This is a genomic window from Bacillus sp. FSL W7-1085 (assembly GCF_038595035.1).
GTDB classification, from domain to species: domain Bacteria; phylum Bacillota; class Bacilli; order Bacillales; family Bacillaceae; genus Bacillus; species Bacillus altitudinis.
Genome location: NZ_CP152000.1, coordinates 842145 through 858127, shown reverse-complemented (window position 1 = coordinate 858127; position 15983 = coordinate 842145). Strand labels below are relative to the sequence as shown.

Here is a 15983-nt window from a genome sequence, read left to right as displayed (position 1 = left end):
TTATTTGTTGTATACTGTTTGTAGATACGTTAACATGTTACATTAAATCGAGATAAAGCAAAAGTGATTTTGCACATAGTCTTGATTGGAGACGTATACTTTGTATGATTGTTCCTAAGCATGACAACTAGGAGGTAATCAATTGGATACTGGTACTCATGTAGTAATGGGCATTTCTCTTGGGGGACTTGCGCTTTTAGATCCAGCCGTCAGCGCAGATCCACACATGGCACACGCCGTGATGATCGCGACCATCGCCGGCTCCCAATCACCAGACATTGATACTGTGCTAAAACTAAAAAATAATGCAGTTTATATAAGAAATCACCGGGGATTTACTCATTCCATTCCGGCTGTACTGTTTTGGTCATTGCTAATTCCGGCTGTGATTTTCCCATTTGTGCCGGGGGCGAATTTACTTCACCTCTGGCTATGGACACTATTAGCCGTTGTGCTTCATGTGTTTGTCGATATTTTCAATGCATACGGCACACAGGCCATTCGCCCATTTTCAAAGAAATGGGTAGCGCTTGGGATCATTAATACGTTTGATCCGTTTATCTTTTTTACACACCTTGTCGCCATTGTCGTTTGGGCGATTGGCGGTCATCCCGGCTATACGTTCATTACGCTGTATGCCGTGATTTTCTGTTACTATATCGTCAGGGTCATCATGCAGCTTCAGATTAAACGTCAGCTGCGTGCACGATTCGATGAGATTGAAGACATTATTATTTCGCCTACAATGAAGTTCAGACAATGGCGCATTGCTGTGAAATGTAAATCCTCTTTCCATGTTGGACGCAGTATGAATGGTGAGATCATCATTTTAGACACCTTTAACCGTGTGCCGGTCCCTGATACTGAGATTATGAAAATTGCCAAACAGGATGAAAACATTTCAGCCTTTCTCTCCTTCTCCCCTGTCTACCGGTGGGAAGTAGATAAATACAAGGATCATTATGAGGTACGGTTCATTGATTTGCGCTACCGCAGCAAAGGTCACTATCCTTTTGTTGCGATCTGCCATATCGACATGGACCACCAAATCAAAAATTCCTATACCGGCTGGATTTTCAGTGAAGAAAAACTGCAAAAAAAATTAAGACTCGGCTCTGTGTGAGCGAGTCTTTTTTTGTGCTTACATCTTCGTCATATATTCCACAATAAACTCCCAAAAGCCAGGTCCTTCTTGGTAAATCAGCCGGTCTATTTTTTCGATGAGTTTGATGTAGAGTTCTTGTTCGAGGTCTTCTCTTTCTTGATATGCCGTGTTTTGTAGTTTCTTTTTGATCATGGGTGTGAAGGTTTCAATGAGTTCTTCCATTTCTCCATTGGTCATTTTGTCTTCGTTCACGGACATTTCCCCCTGTTTCTTCTTTTAGTTTGTTGAGCGCTTTTTTGTGGATGTTTGAGATGTTTTGTCTTGATTCGCCCAGCCGGTCGGCTATTTCTTTCATTGTTTGACCTTCAACATAAATATGGGTTAAAACCATTTTTTGTTTGTCTGTGAGCTGCTGATAGGCCTTGTACAATCTTGGGTCTTGCAGGTGCTCCCCTAAGTCTTGTTGGTTAAAGAGCACAGCTTCATACGTATCTGTTTGAACAGGGTCTTTCACTTCTTGCGTATCAGGATGATCGAGTATGAGCGGAAAACGCTGCTGCTTTTTTTTCACTCGTTTGTCAAAGTCGACTGAAAAGATGCGGATCATTGTGGAAATATACTTGATGATGCGGATTTTTTGATAAAACTGCTTGAACTCGGAATCTAGTTTTTTCGCATTTTCTTCGTTTGGCTCTTCCATGACTTGCCGGAGCAGCTGCTGGTTTTTAGGATTGCTTAAAAATTGCTGAATGAGCGGGTGATCAACGATTTCCTTCCATTTTGCTTTCAATAACAGCCGATAATCCATGTGCATCCTCCCCTTTGTTCTCTCTACTTGCATTAAGTGGACAAAAGTTAAAAAAAGTAAACTTTGTGAAACGGGTCTAATGGTTCATTTTCTCCCCTTTTGATTTCCTATTTCTTCTTTCATACCACTTATAGAGAAGACGAGCATCCGCTGGGAGGTGAGACAAATGGAGACCTTTTTTTCGGAGGAATGGCTGAAGCAGCTCGGTCAGGCAGGCTTTCCTGCCATTTTGACAGTTTACTTGCTGACACGTTTTGAACGAAAGTTTGATGAATTAAGCAAGCTCATCCAACGATTGGTCGCTGTTCAAAAAAATGATGAATCAGATTGACATCTTCTTGATTCGTTTCACCTTATGAAAACGAGGGCGAAATGAAAGGCCTTTTGTCACCTCACACAATACGATGTTGAAAGGGGATTTTATCATGAGTGAAAAGCAAAATGGTGTACCGCAGCCGATTCGAGGAGAAAAAGGAGCAACGGTCAAAATTCCACGTAATCTCGAGCGAGACAGACAAAACCCAGATATGCTCACGCCACCAGAAACCGATCATGGAACGGTTCCCAACATGAAATATTCTTTTTCTGATACGCACAACCGTTTAGAAAAAGGCGGTTACGCAAGAGAAGTCACGGTACGTGAACTACCAATCTCTAAAAGTCTTGCCTCTGTGAACATGCGGCTAAAGCCTGGTGCGATTCGCGAGCTGCACTGGCATAAGGAAGCGGAATGGGCGTACATGATTTATGGGGAAGCCCGAATTACATCGGTTGATGCAGAGGGGCGCAATTTTACAGAGGATGTGACCGAGGGTGATTTATGGTACTTCCCTTCAGGCTTGCCGCACTCTATTCAAGCACTTGAACCGGGAGCGGAATTCTTGCTTGTGTTTGATGATGGTTCCTTCTCTGAAAATAGTACGTTCCAAGTGACTGATTGGCTTGCCCATACCCCAGAGGAAGTCGTTCTCCAAAACTTTGGAATGACAAAGGAGCAATTTAAGAAGCTGCCAGAGAAAGAGAAGTATATTTTCCAAAAAGGAATTCCTGGTTCCCTTGAGTGTGACAAGGTGAAAACAGAGCAAGGAGAAGTCCCGAATTCCTTTAAATATGAGCTGTTAAAGCAAGAGCCGATTACGTCAAGCGGCGGACAAGTGTGGATTGCGGACTCTACCAATTTCAAAGCGTCTAAAACGATTGCATCCGCTCTTGTGAAAGTTGATCCAGGTGCCATCCGTGAGCTGCACTGGCATCCAAATACGGATGAATGGCAATATTTCATTTCTGGAAAGGCACGAATGACGGTATTTGCTTCTGATGGACATGCAAGAACCTTCAACTATCAAGCGGGAGACGTTGGCTATGTGCCATTTGCGATGGGGCATTATGTAGAAAATACAGGCGACGAACCGCTCTATTTCTTAGAAATCTTTAAGAGCGATCATTATGCAGACATTTCACTCAATCAGTGGCTTGCGGTCACACCGAAACAGCTTGTTTTGGATCATTTAGATCAAGGCGAAGATTTCTTAAAACTGCTTGATACAGAAAAACACCCTGTCATCGCTGCCCCTAAAAAAGAGGATTAATTCCACCTTCCTGCAAAAAGGCTGTCCTTTTTGCAGGTATCTTCATGTAAAGGAGTGTTGTTTACCCATGCAACAATCTGTTCACGCTTTATGGCAAGGGCTGAAATGGCTCATGGCGCTATCAGCTGTCTGTTACATATTTTTGTTGTTTTGTGTGCTGTTCTTTCATTTGACCGGTGCTTTTTACCAATCGATTTTATCGCTGCTACTGTTTATGGGCATCTATGTTGTACTTGGGATCTCTTTTGAACATCTGGAACACGTGCTCATGCGGTTTGTTCGTAAGTGTCGGTCCAAAAAACGATCCATCATTTTCTATGCCGTTTTATTTCACCTTTTGTTTATTTGGGGTGCTGTCTATGTATCAGACGAATTAGTTGACGGCATTTTGCTGACTACTTCTGAAGAAATTCTCTTTGCGCTAAGTCTTTGGCTATTTCATTTTTTGTTTGATTATGCGACGTTTTCGTTTGATAAGGAAACTTCGTGAGGCGCTATCGTCTTTTTGTGAAGAGCGCTTGTTTGACCTGCTCCATATGATGGAGATCATGTTTAATCAAACCTTGAAAATAACTTGATAACGTCAGCTCGGTTTGACCGATCAAAAAGGATGTATTCCAGCGAGATGCTTCGATTTTCTTCATTTCTTGAAGCAACTTTGTTCTAACAGCAATAAATCGCCCGATCGTCTCGCTTCTCTCTTCCTTTCTTGCTCTTTCGGCTGACTGCCGGTTCATTTCATGCACATCAGGTGCCTGAGGTAACGCTTTATTGTTCCAAAATTCCTTTAGGCGATCGTGTAAAATAAATTCATCCCATGGAACGAAATGTGCGATGATCTCAGCAATGCTCCACTTTCCATCAGCGATGGCGCTACGCCATTCTTCTTCTGTTACTTCCGTTAGTGACTGTACCCATTCAAGGGTGTGTTCATAGTGTTTTATCACGGTGTCTTTGTTCATGTTTTGTTATCCCCTTCATGTTTTTAAAAGAAGTTGATCAGAAATTGGTTAGTTTCATTCTTGCTAAATCATTTATAACATATTATCATATACTTTAATTACCAAATGAAAAGGGGGAATTGTGATACGCTGTCCTATATGAAAAAGCTTATTTTTTCGCACTAAAATAAACCGACCGGTCTGTTTATAAAAAGGGAGGAAAAATGATGAAATCTCAAAATGTGATCATTATCGGCAGTGGTGTAGCAGGATTGGCTACTGCTTTATTTTTAAAAAAGGCTGGAATGGAAAGTACGATTTATGAAAGCAGGTCAGATGAAGAATTAGAAACAGGAGCAGGTTTTTTACTGTCTCCGAATGGGGTAAAGATTTTGGATGGAATCGGGTGTAAAAATGAAGTGATAGCAAATGCAACAGTGATAAAGAAGATCCAGCAAATAAACAGTGAAAATGAAGTAGAAGCGATCTTTCACAATTATAGTGAAAAATATTATGATGCCCCTTTACTGAACGTCATGAGAGACCAAATCATCAAATCACTTTTAAAAGAAGTTCACCGTCAAGGAATAGAAGTGAAGTACAACAAAAAGTTAATCTCAATCAAACAGCAACCTCATTCCGTTCAGGTTCTTTTTGAAGATGAAACTGAGATAACAGGTGATATCGTAATAGGAGCAGATGGAACTTTTTCTAAAACAAGAGAGGCTATTGCGTTTAATGCTAAATTAGACTATAGCGGTTTTTGGGGACTACAAGGAGTATCGTTTGTGAAGGATTTTGTATTGGATGAGGCAACAAGTTATTTTTACAATGACGGAAACTTCCAATTCATTTTTGGAAAAGCGCATCCAACAAATAAAATGAATATTTTATGGCAAGCTTTCTCTCAGTGTCCTGAGAAGTTACCTACAAAACATTTTGAGAAAGCCAATCAAGAAACCATCCGACAGTTATTATATAAACAAATGGAACATTGGAACATTCCTAAACACCTTTCTGACATCATCGATCATACAAACATGTTCTTTCCAAGAAGTATCTATGAAATAAAGGATTTTCCTGTGTGGTCAAAAGGACGTGTTGTTCTTGTAGGTGATGCGGTACATACGGCGAACCCTTTTGTTGGTCAAGGAGCATCGTATAGTCTAGAAGATGCCATGCTCATAGCAAAGATGCTAAGAGATCATGATTATCGAGATGCGTTCTATTATTATGAAAAGGATCGAAGAAAGAGGACAGAAGAATTGAATGCGCTATTTCAACACATGAGTATTCAAAACGATATTGATAAAAAAATGAACGAATACACGATTGAATGGGATGAAGAAACTTACGTATGAGATGAAAGATAAAAAAACACCACTTATGCTGAAAAGTGGTGTTTCTTGTGTTTTCTCCGTGCATAGAGGATCGCACCGATCAAACTGACGAGTGAAATCAATGCGAGAATTCTGATATAAGGTGGATAGTAGGTTAGCACGATCTCGTTTTTGCCTTTTTCTATTGGAAAACCGATAAACGCATAATTGGCTTGTTCAATATCGGTTTGATGGCCGTTCACCGTGAGCTCCCAGCCTTTTTCATATGGAACAGGCAGAATCATATAATCATCGCCGCGCTTGTTCTCATAAGAAATCGTAAAGCGGTTATTTTTAAGTTTCACCTGCTGGCTGCCATCATCTTGTTTTCCTTTTTCATATGCCCGCGCAAGGGTGCGGTAAGGCTCATGATACAGCTTTAATTGACTCAGCTCATACGTCCCTTTTGGAACTCGTATGGAAAGGATTTTTTCCGCAGGGACTCTGATCGTCACGTCATTAACGCCTGTTTTGTAGATAGACGTATTGCTTTTGCGTGATGTGACGTAGTCATCCACAGATAACTGAAACCCTTCGTTACGGTCGGTCCGCTTCACATAAAAGCTCACATACACATCCCCCACGCGAGCGATATCATCTGGAAGGGTGATATTCAGCCCGCCCGTTTTCCCGTATACATCAAGCACGCCATTTTCGTATACAGATTGTTCAGTATGAATGTTTGTATCCTTTATTCGATCAGGCGATTGGTCGATTTCAGCATTTCCTTTTTTGTTTAAGATCACACCTTGCAACATCGCATGTTCTTTATCAAGTGCTGACGCATGCTCTAGTGACTTTTCTGAATAGACGGTACTCGTTGTTCTTGCAAATGGGAGCGGACGTGTATTTTCATACACTTCATAATGTTCGCTTTCCAATATGGGCTTAAAATAAACCGGCGGTGAGAAAGACATCGATTTGTCTCTCATATAATACTTCCCGTAGGTCAGACTGTATAAATTCGCCCTGTCCCCCATTGTTGCATACCGGCTGACACTTTCCCGTCCCATATCAATTTGCAGGTCATTCCAGTAGAAATGGAGCAGATGCTGATTCAATATACTTGAATACGCACTCATGCCTTGAAAGCCTTCAAATAACGGGGTGTTGTTGCGCACGCCGTTCATCCAATCAATCCGGGCAAACGGATCTTCTTTTGAGCGGCTTTGAATCTGCTGAATGAGCTTCATTTGCTCATGTCCAGCATACGCCTCACTATTCAGATACGTATCTGATACGCTCTTAATATTGCTTCTTTCAAATAAGTAGCCCTGCTGATACACGCCTGCTGTCAGTAAGCTCACAACGATGAGCACAGCTGAAAAGAGACGAAGGTGCAGACGTTTCCCCGCATGTATCGAGAGGAAGAACAAGCTGATCACAAGCAGTCCTATTCCGGTAAATACAACAACATCCATATTTCCCTTTGCTCGTTCTGAAAGGGCGACTGCGAGAAGGAATACAATCCAAGCGCCTAAAACCGCACGTTTTTTCCACTTCCACTCCATTTGCGAGAAATGCTTGATGGTGATGGCTACGACTGCTCCGACTGTAAAAGCAAGAATGTATTCAAATCTGTACTGCGGTGCAGAAAAACCATTAAACACGCTCGCCATCTTTGGACTGTAGTGAAAAATGATCAGCAGAACACTGATCGATGTGAACATGAAAAACCATCTGTTCCGGTATAGCGGAACGAGAAACAGACAAATCAGAAAGATGACCGGCAATAAATACACCCTGCTTGTAAACAGCAGATGATCATGCAGCTCAAACCAAGGAATTGCCTGTTCATACGGCGGTCTTACATTATTGAGAAAGCCGTAAACAGACGGGATAAAAAAGGCAGCACTGATCCCAAACGATAACAACGTAGAGATCGCAAGGGTCCAGAACACCTTCCAGCCTCGCTCCTCGCTTTGAAGCTTAATCATATATCTGAAGACGAGATAAATGGCTAAAAAGATAAAGTGAATGTAAGCAAAGTAAAAATTATTGATCAGCATGAGACTGCAAGCCGCAATAAACCAAGCCGGCTTGCCTGTTTTAAAAATCCGTTCAACCCCGAGCACAAGCAGCGGAAGCCACATCATGCTGTCGGTGAAAAACTCCCAAAACGTTTGATGCCGAAAGTACACAATAGACAGTCCGTAAATACCGGCTCCTGTCAGCGCCCCCAGCCTATGCTGCACAATCGAAAGGAGCACACGATATGCGATGAACAGAATGACTGTCAGCTTGATCACACTCAGCCAAATAACAGCATTTGCCCAAAAGTGAATGTCTGTTGACTGTACAAGGTGAAGCGCATTTAACAGCCAGACAACAGCGACTGTGACCATAAAGACCATCGACGTTGTAAAATAATAACCTAATTGCGTATATGTACCGCCGCCTAGACCAAATTGATAGGAATAAAAGAAGTTTCCTTTGACGTATTCGTCATACAGCAGCTTTTTAAACGGGAGCATTTGTGAAATGCCATCCCCATCTCCCGTCATATATCGGCCTTGCGTATATTCATATAAGAAAAAGGAGTGGCCTAATAAAGCAAGAATGAGGCACATTCCAATGAGTATCCATCTACGTTTCATCATCTAAATCCTTTCTCCAAAAGATCCACTGTTCATTGAAACAAAACAACCCAGCAAGCGATTCGTGCTTGCCGGTTATTTGACTCCACGTTATTTAAATAACTGTGTTAACACTCGGTCTTGTTCTTTTGAGCTTGTCTCTTGTTCCATGACATTTGATTCTTGAATTAAGTAATGCGGCCTCTTTTTCGTTTCATAGTAAATCCGGCCAATGTATTCTCCGATCACACCTAGACTCAAGAGCTGGACACCACCGAGGAAAAGCACAGCTGAGATTAAAGTGAAATAACCCGGTACCATGATGCCCGTTCTGACGATTTGAATAAAGGTCGCCACGATGTAAATCAAAGAGAGAAATAAGATCAAAATACCCGTATAAAAACAAATACGCAGCGGGCGGTTGTTAAAGGAAATGACCCCATCAATCCCGTAGTTAAATAATTTCTTCAGTGACCATTTTGTATCACCGTGCTGTCTTTCCACATTTTCATAATAGATGACCTTTTCTTCAAAGCCAATCCAGCAAAAAAGGCCTTTTGAAAAACGATTTCCCTCTTTCAGCTGAAGCAATGCGTCGATCGCTTGACGGGAAATTAAGCGGAAATCTCCTACACCATCACGCAAGTCCACTTCGACCACCTTGTTCATCACTTTATAATACATCGATGATAGGTAAGAACGAAGCTTGCTGTCCCCTTTACGGTTTCGTTTGGCAATGACTTGATGATAACCTTCTTCGTAGCCTCTAACAAAATCCTGAATCAAATACGTTGGGTGCTGCAGGTCGGCGTCCATAATGATCGCAGCTTCCCCTTTTGCATGCTCAAGACCTGCTAAAATTGCAGCTTCTTTCCCAAAGTTACGAGAAAAGGAAATGTATTTGACTTTTGCACTTTTGTGAGAGAGCTCTCTCATGTATTGAAGCGTATTGTCTTTGCTTCCATCATTCACAAAGATGATTTCAAAGTCATAATGAAAATCGCGAAACTCTTCCTCGAGTGCCTCAAAGATTCGTCTGATGTTTTCACCTTCATTGTAAGAAGGAATTATAACAGAGAGCAGTTCCCGTTCCATATCGCACCTTCTCTTCACTTTTTTCACATAGTCTGTTATGTTCATTATTCCTTTTTTGTCAGAAAACGAAACCCTTTTTTATTATCCATAAATTTCATGTATCCTTAATCGTTACATTATATCAGAGTTTTATTTCCAGTGATTTTCACCAACATGAATTTAATGTAATTTTAAGTTTATCCATTGTAAAAAGCCTGTAATTTTGATCACAGACTGGGTATTGTTTCATAAAATTGTTTGGTCAATTATATATTTTCCTGTTTATTGAAAAAGATGAGTGGAAGTGAAAAGGGCAACCCTTTTAATGCAGCAGCCCTTTGTCGTTTTGTTGCAGATGCTCATTTGCCTTCGATTGTTTATTTTGAAATAAATGCAGCTGAGCGCCGTAGCTTTCGATCCATTCTCGGACAATCCGTTCAGTCGTTTCTTGTCCTTTATACTTGCGGCCAGCCTTTGCATAGGTTGTTTCAAAATCACTCCAAAGGAGCTCTACCCATGTACGTGCTTCTTCATATGTGAGCATATTGTTTTTTTCCATTAGTTGTTCGGTTAATCGCTCAAAATATTGTTCCATACTGGTTCCTCCTTCATCTAGCAGAAAGTGCCTTTTTAAAAAAATCTCTTTTTTCATATACTACCCTTACGTCTTCAAAAGACGCAAATGATTTGTATTGTTTGGAGGGAATCAGTATGCGTAATAAAGCAAAGGGCTTTCCAAATCAAGTGAATCACAAGTTTGAAGGCGAACCAGGGGCCACAGATGCTTATGCGTCTAAAAGGCCGAACGGTGAGACGAATACACGTCCACAGGAACGTATGAGGGCATCAGGGAAACGCTAATTTTTCCAAAGGGAGTGCTTGAGATATGAGTTCAAATGGGAAATCGTATATGGAAGACTTTGTTCAATTAAGAACAACCGCTTACCCTCAACCATGGGCGAATGCTAAACATTCTGCCTCTCAGGTCAACGGAGAAACGCAGCAAACGCAGCACGACATCGTACTTCAGAACAACGTCCGTAAACAACGTTCGAAGTAAAGAAAAGGACTGATCTCTAACGATCAGTCCTTCAGATTGTTGACAAAGGGCTAAAATGAACTTTATTTTAGCCCTTTGTCTTCTTTTCAGCGTGATAGAAAACCTTTGCAGTCTAGGAAGGACGAGTACTGGCGCGGAGCGAATTTGACATTCGTGAGCACCAGCACGCAGGACTGACAAAGAATGCGAGGGTTTGTCTACACGCTGAAGGACTGATCTCTAGGGATCAGTCCTTTTGAGTAAGCATTGAAATCGGCAGGGCATCTTCTTTATTTGGCGCTGATACTCTGTAGCCCCAAGCAAAAACACCATTTAAATACTCCACATAAAACTGCTCGTCTGTATCTTTGATGTGATAAGTCGTTTTGGTTTGAATAGCAGCTGGATCTAATAAATAGGCTTTCGCCATGTCAATTTTCCGCTCCAACACGGCATATTCATTCACAATGCCTAGCTGCTCAGCTTTTCTTGCTTTTTCAGAAAGAGCGGCAATCTCCTGCTTTAATTCGTATTCTGTCATTTCACTATAGCGTTTTTCCATCTGTCATTCCCCTTTGTCTAAAACATGATCAATTGTATCAAGATCAAATCCTTTTCGGTAAAGGAATTGCTTCACTTTCATTTTTTTCTCAAATGATCCGTCATAACCTACCTTGCGTTTTGCCTTCTCAAGCATATAGTGAAGGGCTTCTTCTTCCTTTTCCTCTTCTTGTCCATCATAGGCTTCTTGAAGGGCTTTATCAATGATATCAAATGAAAATCCTTTTCGCTGAAGCTGCAATTTGATACGCTGTTCAATTTCTTTTGCGGACCGGTTTTTCTCTTTCTTAACCAGCTTTAGCACTTGTTTCACTGCTTCCTCTAGCTGCAAATCATTCGGATATTGCGATAGTGCTTGTTCGATGGTGTCATCGTCTATGCCTTTCAGCTTTAATTCTTTTTTTAGCACTGACGGGCCTTTGCTATTCGTTTTTCGGTGGGTGCTTACATACGCTTCTGCAAATTCAAAATCATTTACATACTTATAATGTTTTAATTTGTGTATAATTTCACTAATAGCAGGTGCTGGTATGTCTTTTTTCGTCAAATAATCGGTGACTTCTTTCACTGATCTCATCCGATACGATAAATAATCGACGGCCTGCTGAAATCCTTTTTTTACTGCATCACCGAATTGAATCTCTATGATATCGGCTTCGTCCAGCTCTTTTCCCTTTTTCAAATCATGCTGGACGAGCACATCTAGATCAACGCTAAAAGCGTACTTTTCATCAAGAAAGATGTTCACGCGTTCTGTATTGTTTTTCTGAGCAGAGATTTTCGTAATATAGGGCATCCTGTGATCACTCCTTTTTTCAAACAGTCAGGATGTTTCTTCTGATTCAAAATCGTGAAAGATATAGGTATGTATATGAGAGGAGAAGATGTCAATTGAATATCGCCATTACCGGAGGAACCGGGTTTATCGGCCAGCATGTCACAAAGGTGCTCGCAGCTGAAGGACATCATCTATATATTTTAACAAGAAATCCAAAGGAATCCGAACAAAATCATTTACATTACGTGCAGTGGCTGACAGATGGTGCTAAACCTGAACATGAATTGCCTGCGATTGATGTATGGATTAACCTTGCTGGAAAATCTATTTTCACACGCTGGACGGACAAAGCAAAAAAAGGCATTCTCTCCAGCCGTATTCAATCCACACAAGAAGTGAGACGCATTATAGAAGCGCAGGAATCGAAACCATCTGTGCTCATTCAAGCAAGTGCTGTCGGTATCTACGGCACTTCCAAGACAGAAGACTTTACGGAGGAGGCCCCTCCAGCCGATACAGACTTTTTAAGTCATACATCTAAACTTTGGGAAGCTGAAGGGCAAAAAATTGAGGCGCTCGGTATTCGCACGGTTTATACACGCTTTGGGGTAGTGCTAGGAGAAAAAGGCACACTTCCTCTTATGACCTTGCCATACAAGCTGTTTGCCGGTGGAACGATTGGCTCTGGCTCGCAATGGGTATCTTGGGTTCACGTGGAGGATGTAGCACATCTCATTGCGTATGCCATTCAACATGAACACATATCAGGTCCACTCAATGTCACATCTCCAAATCCTGTTCAAATGAAGCAGCTGGGGCAAACTATTGCATCTACCCTTCATCGCCCTCACTGGCTGAAGGTGCCGTCCTTTGTCATCAAAACCGCACTTGGCGACATGTCATTGCTTGTATTAGAAGGCCAACGTGCTCTGCCGAAAAAGGCACTGCTGTCTTCTTATGAATTTTTACACCCTGAGCTAAAAGAAGCGATTTTGCATTCAGAGGAATAAATTTTGTCAAAAACACCCATCCTATTAAAAATGAGATGAGGGGGCGATTTTGATGAAGAAAAAAGAACACCAGCCGACTTCAAAACTGAAGAAAACCCAGGAAGTTCTGTATCAGCAGGAATTCAAAAAAGCGGAAAGAGCAGCAGAAAAAAGAAACAAATAAAACGGATATTCCTCTTTTACAAGCACATAACTAAAGTGATCTTGTAAAGGAGGGAAAAGCTTTGAAAAAAGACCAACACAAAAAATCCAACCACCAGCTTGAGGCACAAGAGACGGATGGCGAATATGTTGAATTTTCCAAAGAACTTGCAGATCCGAATGACGTAAAAGCGATGGCACGTATGAAAGCAGCCGATCAGCGTGCCAAAAAACAATAAGTAAAAAAAACAGACCCTATCAAAAGGTCTGTTTTTATTTGATTTCAGTTAGCAGGCTTGATGCCTTCTGACGTGACTTTTCCTCAGGCACCTCTTCTGGATAACCGATGTGAAGAATCGCGGCAAAGCGTTCGTTTTCCTTTAATCCCATATCCTGTTGAAACCCTTTGTCGTATAAAATTCGGCCGCTCTTCCATACCATACCGATTCCTTGATCCCAAGCCAGCAGCTGGAAATTTTGAATGAGCGCACTCACAGCGGCAAAATCATCATTTCTCACAACTATATTTTCGTCTTCTTTTAGAACAACAAGTAAAAGTGCTGGTACTTTAGAAAAATAATCTCTGTACTGATTGATCTTTTCTTCTTTTGCGTCTGGATTGTTGCGTTTAAAGAAAGCAATAAACCGCTCAACAAATACCTCTTTTGCTTCATCCGTCACTGCATATAAAAAACGCCAAGGTTCCGTGATTTTATGATTGGGTGCATAGACTGCATCCTCTAATAATGGCTGAAGCTGCTCAATGCTCACCGGCGTTTCTTTGAATTTTCGAATCGATCGTCTATATCTGACAGCGTCTCGAACCGTTAACGCTTCTGTTTGTTGTTTTGTTTCTGGCATATATGTCATCCTTTCAATCAACCTTAATTGAAATTGATTCTCATTCACATTATAAACATGATCATGTGCTGTTTGCAAATAAGACCTCACCTCTCTGCTAAAAAGTTGTTTGCCTTTTTCAAGTAATGTTACAATCATATTACGTTTTAAACAAATTTTGAGAAAAAAGCCAAGATGATGAAATGATTTCAGGTATTTCCACTTTGTCTCATGCGGCTATTTTTTCAAAAAGCTTTCAACCCATGATTGGAAGGGAGGCTTCTGAATGGAATGAAAATCAATATTGGGCAAATCATCAAACTCTATCGTTATAAACAAAATATGACCCAATCGGAGTTGGCAGAAGGAATTTGTTCTGTCTCTCATTTAAGTAAAATTGAAAATGGCTCAAAAGAGGCCAATCAAGATACGATCAATCTTTTGCTTGAACGGCTTGGAATTAGTCAAGAAACGCTGTCGCAAAAGGCGCGTCATCTGTTGTCATTACTCGATGAGTTTCAGATGAACATGTATTTCTATGCGCTCGATCAAGCAGAGCAAAATGCAGAAATGATCATTCATCACGAGGAACAGTTCTTTTCGCTAGATTTAGGGATTCAGTATCATTTGTCCTTATTTCAATTTTATTTATTAACAGAAAAACAGCAGCTTGCCTTAAAAACGCACCGCGTGCTTAAGAAGTTTGAAAAAACCTTTATTGACACAGAAAAAGAAACGTTTGAATATCTAGATGGCATCCACCAGATTAAAATCGGTCAGCTCGAAGAAGGATTGAAAAGACTTGAAAGCTGCTTTTCTTACGCTTCTGTTGAACAGAGCGACCTGTATTATCACTATGCAAAAGCACTTGGAGCCATGGGGCATCTCGGTGATGCGCTTGAGGCCACACATCAAGCAATGGATTTGTATAGACAAAAAAATAATTTCAAGCGGGTCATTCATTGTACACTCATTCATGGGGTCATCTCACTGGAATTAAAGGCCTTTCAAACAGCTAAAAGATATTTAAAAGAAGTGATTTTACACACATCGCTTCACCCTGATGCTTATATTAAGATGACAGCTTATTTTTATTACGGGGTTCTCTTAAAACGCCAAGGCGATTTCTCATCCGCTGTGCCTTATTTACTAGATTCACTCAATTATTTTAATCAAGAACAGATAGAAGATCGTTACTGTGAAACGCTTTATGAAATCGCGACATTGTATGCGGAATATGATCGCAAAAAGGCGCTTCCATATATACACGAGCTGCTCAAACAGCCTCGTATTCAACCAAACTGTTTATATATGATTAAAATCTATAAATTGATGATTGAAGAGAATCCTCATGATTTGAAAACTTATTTAGTAGAAGCAGCGATTCCTTACTTTGAACACAATCAGCTCCACAATGAGTACTTGTTTGCTCTTAGAACCTTGCTTTCCTATGCGGCTTCTGAGCTTGATAAGCGTGCATATATGTCTTACACAACGAAGCTGCTTGATCACTTAGCATCATATATCCCGTATTATAAAAAAGCATGACCTTCTGCCGATCGAAGGTCATGCTTTTTCTATGATTAGATGGTCTTTTGTTGATCTGTATCGGGACGGGTGACTTGTTCGACAGAATGAATGTACCGTTTTCTCGCAAAATAATCGTAAGCATGCTGCCCAAAGCCAAGCCAAATGCTGAGTACAATGAATGGGACCGTTCCCCATAATGCAGGGATGTGACAAGCCATTTTCAGCCACGTATAAATCCCTGAGTTTTTTTGATTTTTCGCTAAGGAAATAGACACGATTCGTTTCTCTGCCTTCTCTTCACTAATTTTATTCAGTCTCAGCAGCTGTGAGTTTCTAAATGATTCAAAGTGAATTCGATTTTTCCAATCGAGTGATTTCAACAGGTCAATTGCTTTTGCACATGAAGGACTTTGTCCGTCATAAAACACAAGCAGTCTGAGTGATTTGATGGAACGCTGTTCTCTTTTCTTTGATTCAGCGAGCTTCTTTTTTTCTTGATCGAGATAGATGATTTTTTTCATAAATTGATCGCCAGCCCTTTTCCTTCATTTATTTTTTTAGTTCGTTCAAAGGAGATTACAACTAGATTACTATAGTTGCTGGGCCTCTTGT

The 15983-nt window shown here is 40.8% G+C and carries 21 protein-coding genes; 11 read left to right on the top strand and 10 right to left on the bottom strand.

Going from position 1 to position 15983, the window contains the following annotated elements:
* The first annotated feature begins 142 nt into the window (after positions 1-142).
* Positions 143-1123 (top strand): metal-dependent hydrolase, encoded by a 981-nt coding sequence (locus tag MKY11_RS04225; RefSeq protein WP_342501891.1) that lies wholly within the window; start codon positions 143-145, stop codon positions 1121-1123.
* An 18-nt stretch (positions 1124-1141) separates the two neighbouring features.
* Here the strand turns inward: MKY11_RS04225 and rsoA are convergent, their stop codons facing one another.
* Positions 1142-1363: a sigma-O factor regulator RsoA gene (rsoA, locus tag MKY11_RS04220; RefSeq protein WP_034647223.1), complete on the bottom strand. Its 222-nt coding sequence runs from the start codon at positions 1361-1363 to the stop codon at positions 1142-1144.
* Positions 1311-1913 (bottom strand): sigma-70 family RNA polymerase sigma factor, encoded by a 603-nt coding sequence (locus MKY11_RS04215; RefSeq protein ID WP_342501890.1) that lies wholly within the window; start codon positions 1911-1913, stop codon positions 1311-1313. Before MKY11_RS04215 ends, rsoA begins: the two co-directional genes overlap by 53 nt.
* A gap of 166 nt (positions 1914-2079) precedes the next feature.
* Between MKY11_RS04215 and MKY11_RS04210 the strand changes: the two genes are divergently transcribed.
* The 3 genes from MKY11_RS04210 (at position 2080) to MKY11_RS04200 (ending at position 3992) form a co-directional block, all read left to right on the top strand.
* Complete coding sequence (locus MKY11_RS04210; protein WP_003217819.1) at positions 2080-2244, top strand: YvrJ family protein; 165 nt, start codon at positions 2080-2082, stop codon at positions 2242-2244.
* Positions 2245-2338: 94 nt separating this feature from the next.
* Complete coding sequence (locus tag MKY11_RS04205) at positions 2339-3502, top strand: oxalate decarboxylase family bicupin (RefSeq protein WP_025206971.1); 1164 nt, start codon at positions 2339-2341, stop codon at positions 3500-3502.
* Between the two features lie 67 nt (positions 3503-3569).
* The gene (locus MKY11_RS04200; RefSeq protein ID WP_342501889.1) at positions 3570-3992 is read left to right on the top strand and encodes a regulatory YrvL family protein; all 423 of its coding nucleotides are present in this window, start codon (positions 3570-3572) and stop codon (positions 3990-3992) included.
* Positions 3993-3996: 4 nt separating this feature from the next.
* Here the strand turns inward: MKY11_RS04200 and MKY11_RS04195 are convergent, their stop codons facing one another.
* Positions 3997-4464: a DinB family protein gene (locus tag MKY11_RS04195; RefSeq protein ID WP_342501888.1), complete on the bottom strand. Its 468-nt coding sequence runs from the start codon at positions 4462-4464 to the stop codon at positions 3997-3999.
* Positions 4465-4670: 206 nt separating this feature from the next.
* Here MKY11_RS04195 and MKY11_RS04190 point away from each other — a divergent pair, with 206 nt between their 5' ends.
* On the top strand, positions 4671-5804 hold the full coding sequence (locus tag MKY11_RS04190) for an NAD(P)/FAD-dependent oxidoreductase (protein WP_342501887.1): 1134 nt from the start codon (positions 4671-4673) through the stop codon (positions 5802-5804).
* 23 nt (positions 5805-5827) lie between these two features.
* Here the strand turns inward: MKY11_RS04190 and MKY11_RS04185 are convergent, their stop codons facing one another.
* The 3 genes from MKY11_RS04185 to MKY11_RS04175 all read right to left on the bottom strand — a co-directional run bounded on the left by MKY11_RS04185 (position 5828) and on the right by MKY11_RS04175 (position 10067).
* Complete coding sequence (locus tag MKY11_RS04185) at positions 5828-8422, bottom strand: YfhO family protein (protein WP_342501886.1); 2595 nt, start codon at positions 8420-8422, stop codon at positions 5828-5830.
* A gap of 87 nt (positions 8423-8509) precedes the next feature.
* Positions 8510-9493, bottom strand: a complete 984-nt coding sequence (locus MKY11_RS04180) for a glycosyltransferase family 2 protein (RefSeq protein WP_008341983.1) — start codon at positions 9491-9493, stop codon at positions 8510-8512.
* 301 nt (positions 9494-9794) lie between these two features.
* Positions 9795-10067: a YfhJ family protein gene (locus MKY11_RS04175; RefSeq protein ID WP_017366871.1), complete on the bottom strand. Its 273-nt coding sequence runs from the start codon at positions 10065-10067 to the stop codon at positions 9795-9797.
* Positions 10068-10183: 116 nt separating this feature from the next.
* Between MKY11_RS04175 and MKY11_RS04170 the strand changes: the two genes are divergently transcribed.
* Together MKY11_RS04170 and MKY11_RS04165 are read left to right on the top strand one after the other, a co-directional pair.
* Positions 10184-10333 (top strand): small, acid-soluble spore protein K, encoded by a 150-nt coding sequence (locus MKY11_RS04170; protein ID WP_003217849.1) that lies wholly within the window; start codon positions 10184-10186, stop codon positions 10331-10333.
* Positions 10334-10358: 25 nt separating this feature from the next.
* On the top strand, positions 10359-10532 hold the full coding sequence (locus MKY11_RS04165) for a YpzG family protein (RefSeq protein ID WP_003217811.1): 174 nt from the start codon (positions 10359-10361) through the stop codon (positions 10530-10532).
* A gap of 226 nt (positions 10533-10758) precedes the next feature.
* Here MKY11_RS04165 and MKY11_RS04160 read toward each other — a convergent pair whose 3' ends face one another.
* On the bottom strand, positions 10759-11073 hold the full coding sequence (locus tag MKY11_RS04160; protein ID WP_008341991.1) for a YfhH family protein: 315 nt from the start codon (positions 11071-11073) through the stop codon (positions 10759-10761).
* A 3-nt stretch (positions 11074-11076) separates the two neighbouring features.
* Positions 11077-11868: a recombination regulator RecX gene (recX, locus tag MKY11_RS04155; protein ID WP_342501885.1), complete on the bottom strand. Its 792-nt coding sequence runs from the start codon at positions 11866-11868 to the stop codon at positions 11077-11079.
* A gap of 95 nt (positions 11869-11963) precedes the next feature.
* Between recX and MKY11_RS04150 the strand changes: the two genes are divergently transcribed.
* The 3 genes from MKY11_RS04150 (at position 11964) to MKY11_RS04140 (ending at position 13240) form a co-directional block, all read left to right on the top strand.
* On the top strand, positions 11964-12860 hold the full coding sequence (locus MKY11_RS04150) for a TIGR01777 family oxidoreductase (RefSeq protein ID WP_024720284.1): 897 nt from the start codon (positions 11964-11966) through the stop codon (positions 12858-12860).
* Positions 12861-12912: 52 nt separating this feature from the next.
* On the top strand, positions 12913-13023 hold the full coding sequence (locus MKY11_RS04145) for a YfhE family protein (protein ID WP_017358836.1): 111 nt from the start codon (positions 12913-12915) through the stop codon (positions 13021-13023).
* 61 nt (positions 13024-13084) lie between these two features.
* A complete protein-coding gene (locus MKY11_RS04140; protein ID WP_342501884.1) occupies positions 13085-13240 on the top strand; it encodes a YfhD family protein in 156 nt (51 codons plus the stop codon).
* A 34-nt stretch (positions 13241-13274) separates the two neighbouring features.
* Here the strand turns inward: MKY11_RS04140 and MKY11_RS04135 are convergent, their stop codons facing one another.
* Positions 13275-13862 carry a nitroreductase gene (locus MKY11_RS04135; RefSeq protein WP_342501883.1) on the bottom strand — a complete coding sequence of 196 codons (588 nt, stop codon included), beginning with the start codon at positions 13860-13862 and terminating at the stop codon, positions 13275-13277.
* 270 nt (positions 13863-14132) lie between these two features.
* Here MKY11_RS04135 and MKY11_RS04130 point away from each other — a divergent pair, with 270 nt between their 5' ends.
* A complete protein-coding gene (locus MKY11_RS04130) occupies positions 14133-15389 on the top strand; it encodes a transcriptional regulator (RefSeq protein ID WP_008341668.1) in 1257 nt (418 codons plus the stop codon).
* A gap of 35 nt (positions 15390-15424) precedes the next feature.
* On the opposite strand, the gene MKY11_RS04125 is transcribed toward MKY11_RS04130, so the two are convergent.
* A complete protein-coding gene (locus MKY11_RS04125; RefSeq protein ID WP_327855156.1) occupies positions 15425-15892 on the bottom strand; it encodes a DUF393 domain-containing protein in 468 nt (155 codons plus the stop codon).
* Positions 15893-15983 lie beyond the last annotated feature (91 nt).